Source organism: Aureimonas sp. OT7, from assembly GCF_014844055.1.
GTDB classification, from domain to species: Bacteria; Pseudomonadota; Alphaproteobacteria; order Rhizobiales; family Rhizobiaceae; genus Aureimonas; species Aureimonas altamirensis_A.
Genome location: NZ_CP062167.1, coordinates 603,410 through 618,915, shown reverse-complemented (window position 1 = coordinate 618,915; position 15,506 = coordinate 603,410). Strand labels below are relative to the sequence as shown.

The window sequence follows — 15,506 nt, the reverse complement described above, 5'->3', positions numbered from 1 at the left end:
TCACTGCAACGGTCCGGACTGGCAGGGAAAGGTCGGCGGATGCGGAACCTGCCTGCCCGACCCCGGCATGGAAATTCGGAATTATCTTCGAATGGCGAAGTGGCGCTCGACGCAGCCGCCGCACAGCCGGCGGCATCTCACCTTTTGAGCCTCTTGCGCGCAATCCCGGCACCTTCCAGAGTTCGGCGATGGACCTACAGCTCTCATTGAAAACGCTCCGCTACATCGTGGAGACCGCGGATTGCGGCAGCGTCACCGAGGCGGCGCGCCGCCTGCAGGTTTCCCAACCGTCCGTCTCGTCGGCGCTGGCTCAGGCCGAACGCGATCTCGGCGTCCAGATATTCGTGCGGCACCACGCACGGGGAATGACCCTTTCGGTGCCAGGCCGCAGGCTGGTGGACGAAGCCAGACCGCTTCTGGTCCATGCAGCGGCCTTCTCGAAAACCGCGCGCTCCCTGGGGGACCCGCTCAGCGGCCGGATCGTGGTCGGCAGCTTTCCAACCCTCGCCATGCGGTACATGCCGCGCATCATCGACGGCTTCGCGCGCGCCTTCCCCAAGATCGGGATCAACCTGATCGAGGGCGACCACCACGAAATTCTATCCGCGCTCCAGGACGGCAGGATGGAAATTGCCCTGGGCTACGACTACGCATTGCCGCCGGAGCTTCACGCCCATCAACTGGCTGCATTGCCACCCCATGCGCTGCTGACGCCCGACCACCCCCTTGCCGGCGAAAAGGCGGTCTGGCTGGCGGACCTTGCCGAAGATCCTTTCATCCTTCTCGATCTTCCACACTCGCGCGACTATTTCGCAGGCCTCTTCGCCGCCTGCGGCGTCGAGCCGAACATCGCCTTTCGCAGCCGCTCTCCCGAACTGGTCAGGGGCCTCGTCGGCAACGGCCGCGGCTTTTCCCTCAGCAATGTCCTGCCTGCCGTGCCGATCGCCTATGATGGCACCCCCATCGCGACGATACCGTTGCGTGACGACCTGCCCCCCGTGCGCATCATGCTTCTCCATTTGTTAGAATCGGGCATGCGCCCGGCCGTTGCGGCATTTGCCAGCCACCTGCGCGCCCAGTTCGCCGGGGGCGCCGCCTCTGGTTAGAGCGCGCCTATCCAAGGATTAGTTTTCGCATGGCTATATCAGGATAGCGTCTCTCTATACGCAGCATAGTTACAGGTTTTAACGCATCTGTTTTGGTTTAATGCCTAAATTATGGATGCTCATTCATCGATGAATGCTTAATTATTGCACTGCTCTGCCGTTGCGGGTGAAGGTCGCAGCAACCGATCCTTGACTGGAAACTTCCAGGGGATCGACATGAAAATACGAATCGCGACGATACTGGCTTCCTGCGCGGCCGGACTCATGATGAGTTTTACCGCGTCGGCACAGACCCAGATGCGCCTTGCCGTCGAAACGACGAGCGGTGATCCGACACATGTGATGTTGTCCACCTTTCGCGACGCATTGAGCAAGAGCGCCGGGGACGCGGTCACGTTCACCTTCAACGATGGCGGTTCGCTGGGCGATGAAACCGCGCTGGCCGAGTTGATCCGTGCCGGTGCGGTGGAGGTGATCCCGATGGGTTCGGATGGCGTCGCATCGCTGGACACCCACTTCTCCATCTTCGATACGCCGTTCCTGTTTGCTAGCAAGGACGATGCCAGGAAGGCGCTGGACGGCGAGTTCGGCGACGTGATGGCCGCATCGCTTCGGGAAAAGGCTAATCTTGAGGTCCTGGCTTTCGGCGAACTCGGCGTTCGCGTCATCAGCAACTCGAAGCGCGAGGTCAGGACCCCGGCGGACCTGTCGGGCCTGAAGCTGCGCACGCCCAGCAGCCCGACGCGGATGATGGCGTTCCAGACATTGGGCGCCGTGCCGACCAACCTGCCGCTTGGCGAAGTCTACATGGGCCTGCGGCAGGGCGTGATCGACGGGCAGGAGAATCCCTTGTCCGTCATCAAGGAATTCTCCCTGCACGAGGCGCAACCCTACATCTCGCTCACCAATCACATCTACACCCCGATCACGCTGGTCATGAACGGCACGGCCTACGACGCCCTCAGCGACGAGTTGAAGGTCCAGGTGAAGGCTGCAGCCGAAGCCGGCGTCGAGGCCACCCGGACCCTGTCCGACGAAAGCGACGCCAAGCTGGTGGATGAGTTCCGGGAGGCCGGCGTCACCGTGACCGAGCCTGACATCGCCGCCTTCCAGGCGGCGGCCGAGCCTGTCCGCGCACAGATCGCCGAGATCGTCTCGCCGGAGTTCATGGACAGCGTGAAGGGTCTGCTTCCATGAGCAGTGTCGTGACCCGCTACCCCCGCTTCATGCCCGACGGGTCCGGGACCCTCGCGCGCATCGGCCTCATCTACATCGCGTCCTCCGTGGTGATGGAGGAAGAGATGTCGGCCATGTCCGCTCCCGGCGTCTCCACCCATACCGCGCGCATTCGCCTGCCGAAGGTGACCGTCGAGGGGATAGAGGAGATGATGAACGCGCCGGAACTCGAGACGGCAGCCCGCCATGCAGCCGCGCCGCCCATCGACGTCCTTTGCTTCGGCGGCACGAGCGCCTCGTTCCTGCATGGAACGGCATACGACAAGGCGCTGATCCGCAAGATCGAGGCATGGACGCCCGGGCCGATCGTTACAACCGCCTCCACGGCGACGCTGGCGGCCCTGCGGCACGTGAAGGCCGGCAAGGTGGCGCTGGCGACGCCTTATGTCGGTGCGATCCACGATCGCGCCATACGCTTCCTGTCCGAAAACGGACACGAGGTCGTCAGGGGCGCGCATCTCGACATCACCGAAGACCACGCGCTGGCCGAAGTCCCATTGGAACGCGTCTACGACCACGTCCTGTCGGTGGACCATCCGGAAGCGACCGCCATCTTCGTGTCCTGCACCAACTTCCGCACCGTCGGCGCCATCGCCGCACTGGAAGAGCGCCTCGGAAAGCCTGTCATCTCCGCCATTCAGGCCTCGTTCTGGCATTGCCTGCATCTTGTCGGCGTCAAGGGCGCAAGGCCCGGCTACGGCCAACTGTTCGCGGGGCTCGAAGCCGATGTCTGACAGTGTCGCCCTGGCGGCTCCGCGCGGGGCCTTGCGCCGCAACGCCCTGATGGTGGTGGAGATCGCGGCGATCGCCCTCCTGGTTGCGCTCGTCGTCCTGGTGCTCGCCAACTCCCTCGGACGCTATCTGTTCGCGCGCCCGTTGCCGTGGAGCGAGGAGATCGTCCGGTCCCTGCTGATGTGGCTCGGCGGCCTCGGCATCACGGTGGCGGCTCTGCGCAACGATATGCGGACCCCACGCTGGCGGCGCTGTCCGTGGTCTACGTGGCCGTCGTCGCAGCCATCCTCCTGATCGTCCACAAGCTCTTCCGCCTCGAAAAGGTTCTCAATGTCGAGTGAGATGCCCATTCCCGCGCCATCGTCGGACGTGCCGGAGGCCGCCGTCCAACTGGATGGCGTGTCCAAGTCCTTCTCCGGCATGACGGCACTCGACCCGATCTGGCTGAAGATCCGCCGTGGCGAGTTCATGACCCTTCTGGGGCCATCCGGCTGCGGAAAGACCACGCTTCTGAACCTGATCGCCGGCTTCCTCGAAGCCGACGCGGGCGAACTCTTCATCGAGGGCGAGCTCGTCACCCAGGTTCCTCCGCACAAGCGTGAAATCGGCATCGTCTTCCAGAACTACGCGCTGTTCCCCCATATGTCCGTGGCGCAGAACGTCGCCTATGGCCTGCGGACGCGGCGCATCGCGAAGGCGGAGATCGCCGAGCGCGTCCGTGAAGCGCTGGCGCTGGTGAAGCTGCAGGATTTCGCCGACAAGCGCCCGAAGCAATTGTCCGGCGGCCAGCAGCAGCGCGTCGCGCTTGCGCGGGCGCTGGTGATCCGGCCGCGCGTGCTGCTTCTGGACGAGCCGTTCTCCGCCCTCGACCGCAACCTTCGGGGCGCGATGCAGGTGGAATTGCGCGAAATCCAGACCCGCCTGGGACTGACGACGGTTTTCGTGACCCACGACCAGAACGAGGCGCTCAGCATGTCGGACCGCATCGCCGTCATGTCGCGCGGCCACATCCGCCAGATCGGCAGCCCGGCCGACATCTACGACCGGCCGCAGAGCCTATTCGTCTCCACCTTCGTCGGCGATGCCAACCTGTTCTCGGCGACATTGCGCCGGAGGTTCGATTCCACCGCCGAGGTCGACATCGGCGATACGCCTCTCAAGCTGTCGCTCTACCAGGACGAAGTGCCTGCCGTGGGGCCGGTGACGGTATTCGTCCGGCCCGAGCAATGCCGCCTGACCGAGCCGGGCGACCCATTGTCCATCCCGGCGCGCGTGGCCCTGTCCGTCTACCAGGGCAGCTATGCCGAACTCTATCTCGACTGTGCGGCCGCGACGTCCGGACGCGTGATGCTGCGCGTTCCGGCCGCCGAAGCCTTCGCACCCGGCGTCGCTGTCGGCATCGCCCTGCCGGAGCGCGGCGCCGCCATATACGCCGCAGAGGAGGCAGCATGACCGGTACGATGAAAGCCGTCATCGCCGCGCAGCCCGGCGGACCGGACGTGCTGACGCTGGTGGACCGCCCCGTCCCGTCGCCCGGCGATGGCGAGGTGCTGGTCCGGATCGCTGCCGCGGGGATCAACCGCCCGGACATCATGCAGCGTTCGGGCGCGCTGCCCGCGCCGGCCGGCGTTTCCGACGTGCTGGGGCTGGAGGCCGCGGGCGAGATCGTCGCCATCGGGGCGAATGTCGATCCCGCTATCCTCGGCACGACGGTCATGGCACTGCTGAAGGCCGGCGGTTACGCCGAGTTTGCCGTGGCCCGGGCGTCCCAGTGCCTTCCCGTCCCGGACGGCCTCAGCCTCGAGGAAGCTGCCGCCCTGCCCGAAGGGCTCTTCACCATCCGGCACAATCTGTTCGAGCGTGGTGCGCTGCGCCCCGGCCAGACGGTGCTGATCGAGGGCGGCGCCAGCGGCATCGGCACCCTTGCCCTGCAACTGGCACAGGCGATGGGTGCGACGGTCATCGTGACCGCCGGCGGAGCGGAGAAGTGCGAACGGCTCGCCGCCATGGGGGCGGAGGCGATCGACTACCGCGCGGCGGATCTGGCCGCGGAGGTGCTGCGCCTGACCGGCGGGCATGGCGCGGACGTTGTCCTGGACATCCTCGGCGGAGACGCCGTCAACAGGCATCTCGCCTGCATGGCGCCCGGCGGACGCCATGTCGGCCTGTCCTTCATGACGGGCATGATCGCGCCCGTCGACCTCGGTTTGCTGATGCGCAAGGGGCTCTGGCTCACCTCGTCGACACTCCGGCCCAAGAGCGACGAGGAAAAAGCCTCGATTGCAGACGATGTGCGCCGAACGCTTCTGCCGCTCATCGGGCCGGGTAAGGTACGCCCCGTCCTGTCCTGCGCCTTCCCGCTGGCTGCGGCGCCAAAGGCCCATGCCATGCTGGAGAGCGGCGACAATATCGGAAAGATCGTGCTGACCATGCAGCCGGCGGCCGCCTGACCGTTCCCGACCCCTGCCACCCATAAAGGAAGACCTGCCATGGCTCACCTGCGACACCGGAAATTCAACACGCGGGACACCTATCCCGAACAGAAGCTAGACAACGACCTGTCGCAGGCGGTCGTCGCCAAGGGCGGTACGACCATCTTCCTGCGCGGCCAGTGCCCGCAGGATCTGGACACGGCCGAAAACATCGCAAGCAGCGATCCTGTCGAGCAGACGCACAAGGTGATGCAGAACATTCGCCAGCTCGTCCAGGAATGCGGCGGCGAGATGGAGCATGTAACCAAGCTGGTCGTCTATCTGACCGATGTGCGCCATCGCGAGCCGGTCTACCGGACCATGGGCGAGTACATCAAGGGCGTCTTCCCCGTATGCACGGGCCTGACCGTCGTGGCCCTGGCCCGTCCCGAATGGCTGGTCGAGATCGACGCGACCGCCGTCATCCCCGACTGAGCCGCCCCGACACGACGGAAGGGCGCAGGCCCAGGGAGTTCTCCATGACATTTTCGATCGTTGGCCACTGTCCGGACACCGGGATGTTCGGCGTTGCAATATCCTCGTCGTCGCCGGCCGTTGCCGCGCGCTGCTCCTTCGCGCGGGCCGGCGTCGGCGCCGTCGCCACGCAGAACGTGACCGACCCTCGGCTCGGACCGCATGCGCTGGACCTCATGGCGCGCGGCGCCAGCCCGCGCGAGGCCCTGGCAATCCTGGAGCGGAGCGGCTCGCACATGGCGTTCCGGCAGGTTCTGGCGGTCGGGCGCTCCGGCGAGAGTGCCATCTATTCCGGCACCGAGGTGCTCGGCATGTGGTCCGAGGCCCAGGGCCGAGATACGGCCGCCGCCGGCAATCTCCTGGCCGATGCCGGCGTGCCCGAAGTGATGGTCCAGCATTTCAGCAACACCGAGGGCCATCTCGGGGAGCGCCTGGTGGGCGCGCTGCGCGCAGGCCTCGATGCCGGGGGCGAGGCCGGGCCCGTTCATTCGGCCGGGCTGCTGCTTGTCGATGCACAAAGCTGGCCGTTGGCCGAGCTCCGGATCGACTGGAGCGAAGAGTGTCCGATCGCGGCGCTCGAAAAAGCCTGGGCGGTCTATCAGCCGCAAATGGCCGCCTATGTCACCCGCGCGCTGGACCCGCGCCAGGCTCCGTCTTATGGCGTTCCGGGAGACGAGTAACTAACCTGGACGGGCGCTTCGCCGCGCCCGGACAGGATTCTTGAGGGTTTTGCCATGCCGCTTCGCTTCACCCTGCGACAACTGGAATATTTCATTGCCGTGGGTGAAGCCGGCAGTATCGCTTTGGCCGCCGAGAGGGTCAACGTGACCGCCCCCTCCATGTCGTCGGCCATCGCGCAGCTCGAGGCCGGGTTCGGCGTCCAGCTCTTCACGCGGCGTCACGCACAGGGCTCGGCCCTGACGCCGACGGGAGAACGCTTCATGGAGCAGGCGCGGGTGGTGCTGGAAGACGCGGCCAAGCTGAACGACCTGGCCAACATCTATACCGGAAGCGTCCTCGGGTCGCTGCGCATCGGCTGCCTGCGCACCTTCGTGCAGCTCATGGTTCCGCAATTGCGCCGCACCTTCGAAAGCCGCTATCCCAGCGTAGAGTTCAGCCAGGTGGAGCTGGATCAGGCACAGATCTTCGATGCGCTGGGCTCGGCCCGCATCGATGTGGCGCTGACCTACGATATCGCGCTGCCCAGCGATATCGACTTCCAGCCGCTGCGCACCCTGCCCCCTTACGTCATGGTGGATGTGGATCATCCCCTGGCCGGCCGCGCCAGCCTGACGGCCGACGAGTTGCTGGGGCATGGCATGGTGCTTCTGGATATGCCGCACAGCTCGGACTATTTTTTGTCGCTGTTCAGGGGCCTCGGGCAGCGACCGCGCATCGCGGAACGCACATCGGAAATCTCGATCCAGCGCAGCCTCGTGGCCAACGGGTTCGGCTTCGGCATATCGAACATGCGCACGGTCTCGGACATCTCGATGGACGGCAAGCAGTTGAAATTCATACCGCTGCATACGCCGGTGCCGCCGCTGCGACTGGGGATCGCCATTTCGCGCGCCGCCCATGTGTCGCGCACCATCCAGGCCTTCATCGACCATTGCCACGAAGCCGCGGATTCGGGCAGCCTGCCCGGGCTGCTGGCCTGACGGACATCGCTTCATGATACCCGACACAATCGACATCCTGGCCCGGCTGGTAGCATTCCCGACCGTCTCGCGGCAATCGAACCTGGCGCTTCTCGACTATGTCGAAAGCCTTTTGCGGCCGGCCGGAATCCGTCTCGAGCGCTATGCCAGCGACGATGGCACGAGAGCCAACCTCTGGGCCAGCGTCGGGCCGGATATCGCCGGTGGCGTGGTCCTGTCCGGGCACTGCGACGTCGTGCCCGTCGAGGGGCAGGAATGGTCCAGCGACCCGTTTACGCTGCGTGCCGATGCGGGGCGTCTCTACGGGCGCGGCACCGCCGACATGAAGGGCTTCCTCGCGGTCGCCATCCGGGCGATGCTGCATGCCGCCGGCCGAATGCTCCGGCGGCCCGTCCATCTTGCGATTTCCTATGACGAGGAAATCGGCTGCCTCGGCGTGCGCGGCATGCTGGATATGCGGCGTAGTCACCCGGCTCGGCCCGCCCTGTGCCTGATCGGAGAGCCGACGGGGATGCGCATCGCCATCGGGCACAAGGGCAAGCGCGCCCTGCACGCCTGCTGCATGGGGCGCGAGGGCCATTCGGCCCTTGCACCGAATGCGCTGAACGCCCTGCATCTCGGCGCCGAATTCGTGACCCGCCTGCAGGCCCGCCAGGCCGAGCTGGAATCTGCGGGCGCCCGCGACGACGCCTATGACATCCCCTATTCGACGCTGCATGTCGGCACGATGCGGGGCGGCACTGCATTGAACATCGTGCCGGGGCGCTGCGAACTGGAGTTCGAACTGCGCACCATCGCGGCCGACGATGCCGACGCCATCGTCGCCGGCATCGTTGCCGATGCCGAGGAGATCGCCGCAAAGCATCGTGGGCGGTTCCCGGAAGCTCGGATCGATGTCGAGGACGTGTCTGGATATCCGGGGCTGGATACACCGGCCGACATACCGGAAATCGCGCTGCTGCAATCCATGCTCGGCGACGACGCACCGCCCATCAAGGTCGCCTTCGGCACGGAGGCGGGCCTGTTCCACGAGGCGCTGGGTATTCCGACCTTGATCTGCGGCCCCGGACACATGGCGCAGGGCCACCGGCCGGACGAATTCGTCAGCGAAGACCAGCTCGCGCGGTGCGAAGCGTTCCTTCAGGCGCTGATCGCCGAAGCCTGACCTTGAAACCTACCAATCGTAGCTTAAGTAAGCTACGATTGGTAGGTTAGAGGATCATTCGATGACACAAGACGCTATCCTTCTCATGGGCGGGTCCGGGGCCATCGGCCTGCTGACCGCCCAGGCATTGCGTGCCGCGCGCCCCGAGGTCCCTTTGTTGATCGGCGGGCGCGATGGCGCCAAGGCCCAGGCGACGGCGGACAGGCTCGGGAACGCCGAAGGCGTGGCGATCGACGCGCATGCGCAAGACCTTGGCCTCGGCGACCGAAGGGTGTCCGCCGTTGCCGTCTTCTATTCTGACGCGCGGCTTCTGGGCCTCAACTATGCCAAGGCGCGCGGACTTCCGCATCTCGGCATATCCTCCGGCATCTACGAGGTCGCGCCGGAAGTCGCGGTCCATATGAACAATCCCGGGGCTTCCGCGATCGTGCTCGGATATGAGTGGCTGGTCGGGGCGACCACCGTTGCAACCCTCACATCCGCCAAACCTTTCGCCCGCCTCGACAGCATATCGATCGGCGCCCTCGTCGACGAGGACGATGGGGGCGGCCCTGCGGTTGCGGAGGATTTCGAGCGTCTTTCCCGCATGATGCCCGCCGCGCTTGCCCTCCGCGATGGCGCCTATGTCTGGCAGAGCGGCGACGATGCCAGATCCCGCCTCCATGCGATCGACGGCACGCCCGTCGAGGCCAAAGGTTTCTCGTCCATCGACATCGTCGGACTTGCCGCCGCAACCGGGGCTAGGAACGTCCGTTTCGACCTTGCGACGGGGGTCACTTCCTCGCGGAGGCGCGGCGAGGCCAAATCCACCGAGATCATCATCGAGCTGGAGGGCGAGGATAGGCAGGGCATGCCGCTTCGAAAACGACATGCGGGCTTCCATCCCGGCGGCGCGGCACCGCTGACGGCCCTCGGCACGTCGATGATCCTGGAACGGCTGGTCGGGCTCGACGGGATGGCGCCGACCGCACCGGGGCTCTATTTCCCCTATCAGATCCTCGATCACGAGCGATATGTGCGGCGGCTCGAAGATGCCGGAGGCCGCATCCTGGAACTGGAGCCCCTTGCATGACGGCAGCGACCGCCAAACGCCTGCCCAGGGAAGCACGCCGCCGGCAACTGCTCGAAGCGGCGCTCGGCATCGTCCGCGCCGAGGGAGCCGACAAGCTGACCCTCGGTTACCTTGCCGAACGGGCGGGCGTCTCCAAGCCCGTCGTCTACGATCACTTCGCAACACGCTCGTTCCTGCTGATCGAGCTTTACCGCATGATCGATCACGACCGGGTCGCGGCCTTCCAGTCCTCGATGGCCGGGGGGGGTCGCACGCGCCGGCAGACGGTGGACGCCCTCGCCAGCGCCTACATATTATGCGCCGGCGACGTCACGGACGAGTTCCATGCAGTCGGCGCGGCCCTTGCGGGCAGCGAGGACAAGGCGCGGGTTTTCAAGGAACTGCTCGGCAATTGCGTCCGCATGTTCGTCGCGGTGCTGACACCGCACATGACATTGCCGACCGAGGAGATCGAGCGCCGCTGCACGGCCCTCGTCGGTGCGGGCGAGGCACTGGCCGCCGCGATGGTCCAGGAGCGCTTCACCGAGGCGGAGACCATTTCCACATTCGCTGCCGTGATCGACGGGGCGATGGAATGATCCCCTGCCCGCCGACGAGGCGGGATTTGCGTCAACATGTCGCAAAGGAGTGCTTTTCTTAATTCGGCCACAGGAGTATACGCGCCGTTCCAGCGAGGGCGTCACCGGAACATCATTGAGGCGAAGCCGCTTGCCGTTATGATAGGCGCGGTTTCATCGATGTACGGAACGGCAATGGCAGACCCTTCAGCCGCTTCGACGCATGCCTTGTCCGTCGGGTTCGACGGAAGCGACGGCCATTCCCCGGATGGCCTCGGCAGTCTGTGTTCAGGCGACCGGGCCGCCATTGCAACCGTGCAGAAGGCGCATTCCCCCGAATGAGCGAAGCCACCGTCGCGAAACCGCAGCGCAAGCATCCGCGCGCGCTGCGGAAGAAGAGCCTGATGGCCACGACCCTGGGTAGCATCGGTGTCGTCTACGGCGATATCGGCACAAGCCCCCTCTACGCGATGAAGGAGTCTCTCCTTCATGTCGGACATGCGCCTTCGCAAGCCGAGATCCTGGGCATCGTCTCCCTGCTTGTCTGGTCGCTGATCTTCGTGGTGACGGTCAAATACGTCGTCCTGATCCTGCGTGCGGACAATCAGGGCGAAGGCGGCGCATTATCCTTGATGGCGCTCGCGCAGAAGGCGCTGGTACGCCCCAGTCGCGTCGTCATGGTTCTGGGCATGGTGGGGGCGGCGCTCTTCTACGGCGACGCAATCCTGACGCCGGCCGTGTCCGTGCTGTCGGCGGTAGAGGGCCTGAAGGTGACATTGCCGTCGCTCGATCCCTTCATCGTGCCGATTTCCATCGCCATCATCGTCGCGCTCTATTTCGTCCAAAGTTCCGGCACAGGCCGCGTCGCCGTGTTTTTCGGGCCCATCATGACGCTATGGTTCGTCACGCTCGCGGCCATCGGCCTGTTTCATATCGGCGATGCGCCCATCATCCTGCATGCGCTGAACCCGCTTCATGCCCTCTGGTTCATGACCAGCCACGGCATCGTCGGCTTTACCGTGCTGGGCTCCGTCTTCCTGTCGGTCACCGGTGCCGAGGCGCTGTATGCGGACATGGGCCATTTCGGCAAGCGGCCGATCCGCCTTGCGTGGTTGTGGCTGGTCGGCCCGGCGCTGCTGATCAACTATCTCGGCCAGGGCGCCTTCGCGCTCAGCAGTCCGGCTGCCCTGCCCAACCTGTTCTTCCTGTCGGCACCGGAATGGGCGCGGCTGCCGCTGGTGCTGCTGGCGACCCTTGCAACCATCATCGCCGGGCAAGCCGTCATCACCGGCGCCTTCTCCCTGTCGCAGCAGGCGATCCAGCTTGGCCTGCTCCCGCGCCTGCAGATCGAGCATACCTCGGAGACGGAGCATGGGCAGATCTACGTTCCCGCCGTCAACTGGCTGATGCTGGCCGGCGTCGTCGCGCTGATCCTCTTCTTCCAGGATTCCTCGTCGCTGGCCTCGGCCTACGGCATCGCCGTCACCGGAACGATGATCGTCACCAGCCTGCTGGCCATCGTCGTTCTCGCCTATGGCTGGAAATGGGGCCTCGGCCTTGCCGTGGTGACGATGGTGCCTTTCCTCATCATCGACACCGCCTTCCTGGCGGCAAACCTGCTCAAGCTTGCCGACGGCGGCTACCTGCCGCTCGTCGTCGGGGCGCTCATCGTGCTGTTGATGTCCACCTGGGTGCGGGGCACCCGCCTTCTGACGGAAAAGGCCCGGCGCGACAGCCTGCCGATGCAAAGCTTCATCAAGAGCATGGCCGGCTCCACTTCGGTGACGCGGGTGCCCGGCACCGCCATGTACCTGACCGGCACGCCGGAAATCGTGCCCACCGCACTTCTGCACAACCTCAAGCACAACCGCGTCCTGCACGAGCATAATGTGATCGTGACGGTGAAAACGGCGAACTCGCCCTATGTCGCCGAGGCCGACCGGCTCGTCTATGAAGGCCTGTCACCCTCCTTCGAGCGGATCACCCTGAATTACGGCTTCCTGGAAGAGCCGAACCTCGTCCAGGCCCTGATCCAGCTGCGGACGATGGGCATGAAGTTCGACGTGATGTCGACGACCTTCTTCGTCGGCAGGCGGTCGATCCGCCTTGCCCGGCAAAGCGAAATGCCACGCTGGCAGGGCAAGCTCTTCAAGAAGATGTCGCGCTATTCCTACGACGCGATCGACTATTTCCGCATTCCGGTCAACCGCGTCGTGGAACTGGGAACCTACGTGACGCTGTAGCGGCGGTCAGGCCGGCCACCACCGATGAAAGTGATGGACCGGCCCGTGCCCCCTGCCGATGCGGAGCCCTTCGGCGGCGGCCAGTGCGGCATGGAGGTAGGCTTTTGCCGAGGCCGTCGCCTCGTCCAGGCTTTCGCCCCTGGCGCGGCCCGCGGCGATCGCCGCCGACAGGGTGCACCCCGTGCCGTGATCGTTGGTGGTGCGGAGCCTCGGCGCCACCAGCGCCAGCGGCTCGCTACCCGGGCGGAAGAGCATGTCGCGGCACTCGGCGCCCTTGCCGTGCCCACCCTTGATCAGCACGCTACCGGCGCCCATCGCCAGGATGCTGTCCGCCTGGCGCGCCAGTTCCTCATCGTCCTGCGCCGGCTCGCGGCCAGTCAACAGTGCCGCCTCCGGAAGATTGGGCGTGACGATCTCCGCCAGCGGCAGCAGCATGCGCTTCAGATTATCGACGGCGCCCGGCTCCAGCAGCGTGTCGCCCGATGTCGCGACCATGACGGGGTCCAGCACGGCCCGTCGCCCGTAGGCGGCTAGGCGGTCGGCGATGGCCTCCGCCGTCGCGGCGGAAGACACCATGCCGATCTTGATCGCGCCGACATCCATGTCTGTCAGCACAGCGTCGATCTGGGCCGCCACCATTGCGGGCGACAGCGTCTCGATCGCCGTCACGCCCTGCGTGTTCTGCGCCGTCACCGCCGTCAAGACGCTCGTGCCGAAGACGCCGAGCGCGGAGAAGGTCTTCAGGTCGGCCTGGATACCGGCGCCGCCGCCGGAATCGGAGCCGGCGATGGTCATGGCGATAATGGTCATACGGCCCCCTGCGATGCTGAAATGCCGTGGATGGCGGGGCTGTCCTCGCCTGTCAATCCAGATGCCGCGCCACGGCCTCCAGGAAATCGTACTCGTCTACGGGCCAGGAGCCCTCGGGCTTGGACTGGGCGCCCCACATGGCGATCACCACCTGTCGGCGCGGATTGATGTAGATATACTGGCCAAAGATGCCGATGGCTGCGAAAGCGCCATCCTGCTCGAACCCGTCATTCTGCGACACGGGCCACCACATGTAGCCGTAATCCACCATGCGCCCGCCGATCTCGTGCGGTGCACCGGCCTGCCGCACCCAACCCTCGGGCAGGATGCGCTCGCCGCCGATGGTGCCATCCTCCAGGATGAACTGCCCGAAGCGGGCATAGTCGCGCAGCGTCGCCGACAGGCCGCTTCCGCCGACCTCCAGCCCGTCCGGGGATTCCAGCCACCATGTCGCGTCCCGCTCCATGCCGGCGCGCGACCAGATCTTCTCCGAAAGATAGTCGGCCAGCGGCCGGCCCGTCGCCGCGGCGACCAGCTCTCCCAGAATGTGCGTCTCGCCTGTCGAGTAGGTCCAGACGGCGCCCGGCTCTCCCAGCCGGTCGAGAGAGCCCATGAACCGCAGGATGGAATGAGGCTCCTGGCCGATCTGCAGGTCCAGCATGCGCCGGCGGTCGGACGCCGGGTCCGTATAGCGCTCGTTCCATTTGACGCCGGACGACATCAACAGGATCTGGCGGATCGTCACCCCGTCATAGACGGTGCCCTTGAGCGCCGGCAGGTAAGTGTCCACGCGATCGTCGATCCGCTCGATCTTCCCGTCACGGATGGCGGCTCCCACAAGGGTCGAAGTGATCGACTTGGCGATCGACATCGACATCCAGCGCGTGTCCCCGTCGTTTCCGAGCTCGTAATCCTCGAAGACGGTTTCGCCGTTCTTCAGCACCATCAGCCCGGCAACGCGGTTCATCGACATGTAGTCGTAGAGATCGTAGGTCTTGCCACCGGACCGGATGACCAATCCGTCGAGGCTGCGCGACGAGGGCGCGAACACGCGCACCGGGCCGCCGGCGGCGACGATGCGGGTCGGGAACAGGCGGTCTATGTTGCGGAAGGTACGCACCTGCCGGTCCGGCAGCAGTTTGCCGTCATACATCTCCTGCACCGTGCCGATATCGGAAACAGCGGCGTCCCGCTCCTGCGAACGGGCCGGCGCTGCCAGGCAGCCGAATGTCAGCAGGACGGCAATAACGATCCGCCGCAACGGCCGGTAAATGGCATATCGATGTCCGCGCATCGGCTTCACCCACTGCAAATTCAATCTCTGGTTGTCCTTCGAGACCAAAGCCGATGGCAATGCAAGAGGCATCGCGCGTGCGATCCATTGTCGCACAAAATAGAATTGGGGTTTCCCTGCCCAGTTCTCGCCGCATCCCGCCAATAGCGATCTACCTGGGGACAATTGCATTCACGGATAAGATGAACATATCGGACGTCGCTGCCAACAAGGCCGTCAGGGCCCTGTCGATGCTTGCTCTATGCGCACTCGCCGCCTGCCAGTCTACGGATATGGCTGAGCTTGCGCCCAGGAAACAAGTCGATCCAAAGGACAAGGAATGCTTGGCGCGCGCCATGTATTTCGAATCCAACCGATCCAGTGACGAGGGCATGCTGGCAGTCGGAACGGTTGTGATGAACCGGGTCGGGTCCGAGAGCTACCCGGAATCCGTCTGCGGCGTCGTCGGGCAGAAGAACCAGTTTGCGAGCGGCGTGATGACGCGCCCCATGAAGGCAGGCAAGGAGCGTGCAGAGCGCGTGGCCGAAGCGGTTCTGCAGGGCGAGCGCCATGCGCTTGTCGGCAACGCCATGTATTTCCACACGGCGGGCCTCAGCTTCGGCTATCCGAACATGAACTACGTTGCGGTGGCTGGCGGAAACGCCTTCTACCAGAGGCTGTCGCGCCAGTTGCGCGAGGGGCGGCG

Annotated in this window: 15 protein-coding genes and 1 pseudogene; 14 read left to right on the top strand and 2 right to left on the bottom strand. The window is 65.3% G+C overall.

The genetic code is table 11. The annotated features are described in order from the left end of the window. Positions 1-188 precede the first annotated feature (188 nt). From IGS74_RS02940 to IGS74_RS02880, 13 genes are all read left to right on the top strand, one after another. Complete coding sequence (locus tag IGS74_RS02940) at positions 189-1,106, top strand: LysR substrate-binding domain-containing protein (RefSeq protein ID WP_192389218.1); 918 nt, start codon at positions 189-191, stop codon at positions 1,104-1,106. Positions 1,107-1,322: 216 nt separating this feature from the next. Continuing rightward, a complete protein-coding gene (locus IGS74_RS02935; protein WP_192389217.1) occupies positions 1,323-2,303 on the top strand; it encodes a TRAP transporter substrate-binding protein in 981 nt (326 codons plus the stop codon). Continuing rightward, positions 2,300-3,076: an Asp/Glu racemase gene (locus IGS74_RS02930; RefSeq protein WP_192389216.1), complete on the top strand. Its 777-nt coding sequence runs from the start codon at positions 2,300-2,302 to the stop codon at positions 3,074-3,076. Before IGS74_RS02935 ends, IGS74_RS02930 begins: the two co-directional genes overlap by 4 nt. After that, positions 3,069-3,368, top strand: a complete 300-nt coding sequence (locus IGS74_RS02925; protein ID WP_192389214.1) for a TRAP transporter small permease subunit — start codon at positions 3,069-3,071, stop codon at positions 3,366-3,368. Before IGS74_RS02930 ends, IGS74_RS02925 begins: the two co-directional genes overlap by 8 nt. A 36-nt stretch (positions 3,369-3,404) precedes the next feature. Next, positions 3,405-4,526: an ABC transporter ATP-binding protein gene (locus IGS74_RS02920; protein WP_206688206.1), complete on the top strand. Its 1,122-nt coding sequence runs from the start codon at positions 3,405-3,407 to the stop codon at positions 4,524-4,526. Next, positions 4,523-5,524, top strand: a complete 1,002-nt coding sequence (locus IGS74_RS02915; protein WP_192389212.1) for an NAD(P)H-quinone oxidoreductase — start codon at positions 4,523-4,525, stop codon at positions 5,522-5,524. The genes IGS74_RS02920 and IGS74_RS02915 overlap by 4 nt, the downstream gene beginning before the upstream one ends. 39 nt (positions 5,525-5,563) lie before the next feature. Further along, on the top strand, positions 5,564-5,980 hold the full coding sequence (locus IGS74_RS02910; protein ID WP_192389210.1) for a RidA family protein: 417 nt from the start codon (positions 5,564-5,566) through the stop codon (positions 5,978-5,980). Positions 5,981-6,024: 44 nt separating this feature from the next. Next, complete coding sequence (locus IGS74_RS02905) at positions 6,025-6,699, top strand: DUF1028 domain-containing protein (protein ID WP_039195139.1); 675 nt, start codon at positions 6,025-6,027, stop codon at positions 6,697-6,699. Between the two features lie 54 nt (positions 6,700-6,753). After that, positions 6,754-7,680: a LysR family transcriptional regulator gene (locus IGS74_RS02900; protein WP_039195138.1), complete on the top strand. Its 927-nt coding sequence runs from the start codon at positions 6,754-6,756 to the stop codon at positions 7,678-7,680. A 13-nt stretch (positions 7,681-7,693) separates the two neighbouring features. Beyond that, positions 7,694-8,845, top strand: a complete 1,152-nt coding sequence (gene argE, locus IGS74_RS02895; RefSeq protein WP_192389208.1) for an acetylornithine deacetylase — start codon at positions 7,694-7,696, stop codon at positions 8,843-8,845. A gap of 61 nt (positions 8,846-8,906) precedes the next feature. Next, on the top strand, positions 8,907-9,917 hold the full coding sequence (locus IGS74_RS02890) for an NAD(P)-dependent oxidoreductase (protein WP_192389206.1): 1,011 nt from the start codon (positions 8,907-8,909) through the stop codon (positions 9,915-9,917). After that, positions 9,914-10,495, top strand: coding sequence for a TetR/AcrR family transcriptional regulator (locus IGS74_RS02885; RefSeq protein ID WP_192389204.1), 582 nt, complete (start codon positions 9,914-9,916; stop codon positions 10,493-10,495). Before IGS74_RS02890 ends, IGS74_RS02885 begins: the two co-directional genes overlap by 4 nt. 317 nt (positions 10,496-10,812) lie before the next feature. Then, positions 10,813-12,717 (top strand): potassium transporter Kup, encoded by a 1,905-nt coding sequence (locus IGS74_RS02880; RefSeq protein ID WP_192389202.1) that lies wholly within the window; start codon positions 10,813-10,815, stop codon positions 12,715-12,717. A gap of 6 nt (positions 12,718-12,723) precedes the next feature. Here the strand turns inward: IGS74_RS02880 and thiD are convergent, their stop codons facing one another. Both thiD and IGS74_RS02870 read right to left on the bottom strand, forming a co-directional pair. Then, a complete protein-coding gene (gene thiD, locus IGS74_RS02875; RefSeq protein ID WP_192389200.1) occupies positions 12,724-13,527 on the bottom strand; it encodes a bifunctional hydroxymethylpyrimidine kinase/phosphomethylpyrimidine kinase in 804 nt (267 codons plus the stop codon). A gap of 52 nt (positions 13,528-13,579) precedes the next feature. Then, on the bottom strand, positions 13,580-14,821 hold the full coding sequence (locus tag IGS74_RS02870) for a serine hydrolase (RefSeq protein WP_192389198.1): 1,242 nt from the start codon (positions 14,819-14,821) through the stop codon (positions 13,580-13,582). 272 nt (positions 14,822-15,093) lie between these two features. Between IGS74_RS02870 and IGS74_RS20180 the strand changes: the two are divergent. Next, positions 15,094-15,477: pseudogene (locus IGS74_RS20180) on the top strand (cell wall hydrolase); the annotation flags it as partial. Positions 15,478-15,506: the final 29 nt, after the last annotated feature.

Bases quoted from the DNA above. Each gene is read 5' to 3' on its own strand.
- IGS74_RS02940 (WP_192389218.1), top strand. From the start codon at position 189: ATGGACCTACAGCTCTCATTGAAAACGCTCCGCTACATCGTGGAGACC.
- IGS74_RS02935 (WP_192389217.1), top strand. From the start codon at position 1,323: ATGAAAATACGAATCGCGACGATACTGGCTTCCTGCGCGGCCGGACTC.
- IGS74_RS02930 (WP_192389216.1), top strand. From the start codon at position 2,300: ATGAGCAGTGTCGTGACCCGCTACCCCCGCTTCATGCCCGACGGGTCC.
- IGS74_RS02925 (WP_192389214.1), top strand. From the start codon at position 3,069: ATGTCTGACAGTGTCGCCCTGGCGGCTCCGCGCGGGGCCTTGCGCCGC.
- IGS74_RS02920 (WP_206688206.1), top strand. From the start codon at position 3,405: ATGTCGAGTGAGATGCCCATTCCCGCGCCATCGTCGGACGTGCCGGAG.
- IGS74_RS02915 (WP_192389212.1), top strand. From the start codon at position 4,523: ATGACCGGTACGATGAAAGCCGTCATCGCCGCGCAGCCCGGCGGACCG.
- IGS74_RS02910 (WP_192389210.1), top strand. From the start codon at position 5,564: ATGGCTCACCTGCGACACCGGAAATTCAACACGCGGGACACCTATCCC.
- IGS74_RS02905 (WP_039195139.1), top strand. From the start codon at position 6,025: ATGACATTTTCGATCGTTGGCCACTGTCCGGACACCGGGATGTTCGGC.
- IGS74_RS02900 (WP_039195138.1), top strand. From the start codon at position 6,754: ATGCCGCTTCGCTTCACCCTGCGACAACTGGAATATTTCATTGCCGTG.
- argE (WP_192389208.1), top strand. From the start codon at position 7,694: ATGATACCCGACACAATCGACATCCTGGCCCGGCTGGTAGCATTCCCG.
- IGS74_RS02890 (WP_192389206.1), top strand. From the start codon at position 8,907: ATGACACAAGACGCTATCCTTCTCATGGGCGGGTCCGGGGCCATCGGC.
- IGS74_RS02885 (WP_192389204.1), top strand. From the start codon at position 9,914: ATGACGGCAGCGACCGCCAAACGCCTGCCCAGGGAAGCACGCCGCCGG.
- IGS74_RS02880 (WP_192389202.1), top strand. From the start codon at position 10,813: ATGAGCGAAGCCACCGTCGCGAAACCGCAGCGCAAGCATCCGCGCGCG.
- thiD (WP_192389200.1), bottom strand. From the start codon at position 13,527: ATGACCATTATCGCCATGACCATCGCCGGCTCCGATTCCGGCGGCGGC.
- IGS74_RS02870 (WP_192389198.1), bottom strand. From the start codon at position 14,821: ATGCGCGGACATCGATATGCCATTTACCGGCCGTTGCGGCGGATCGTT.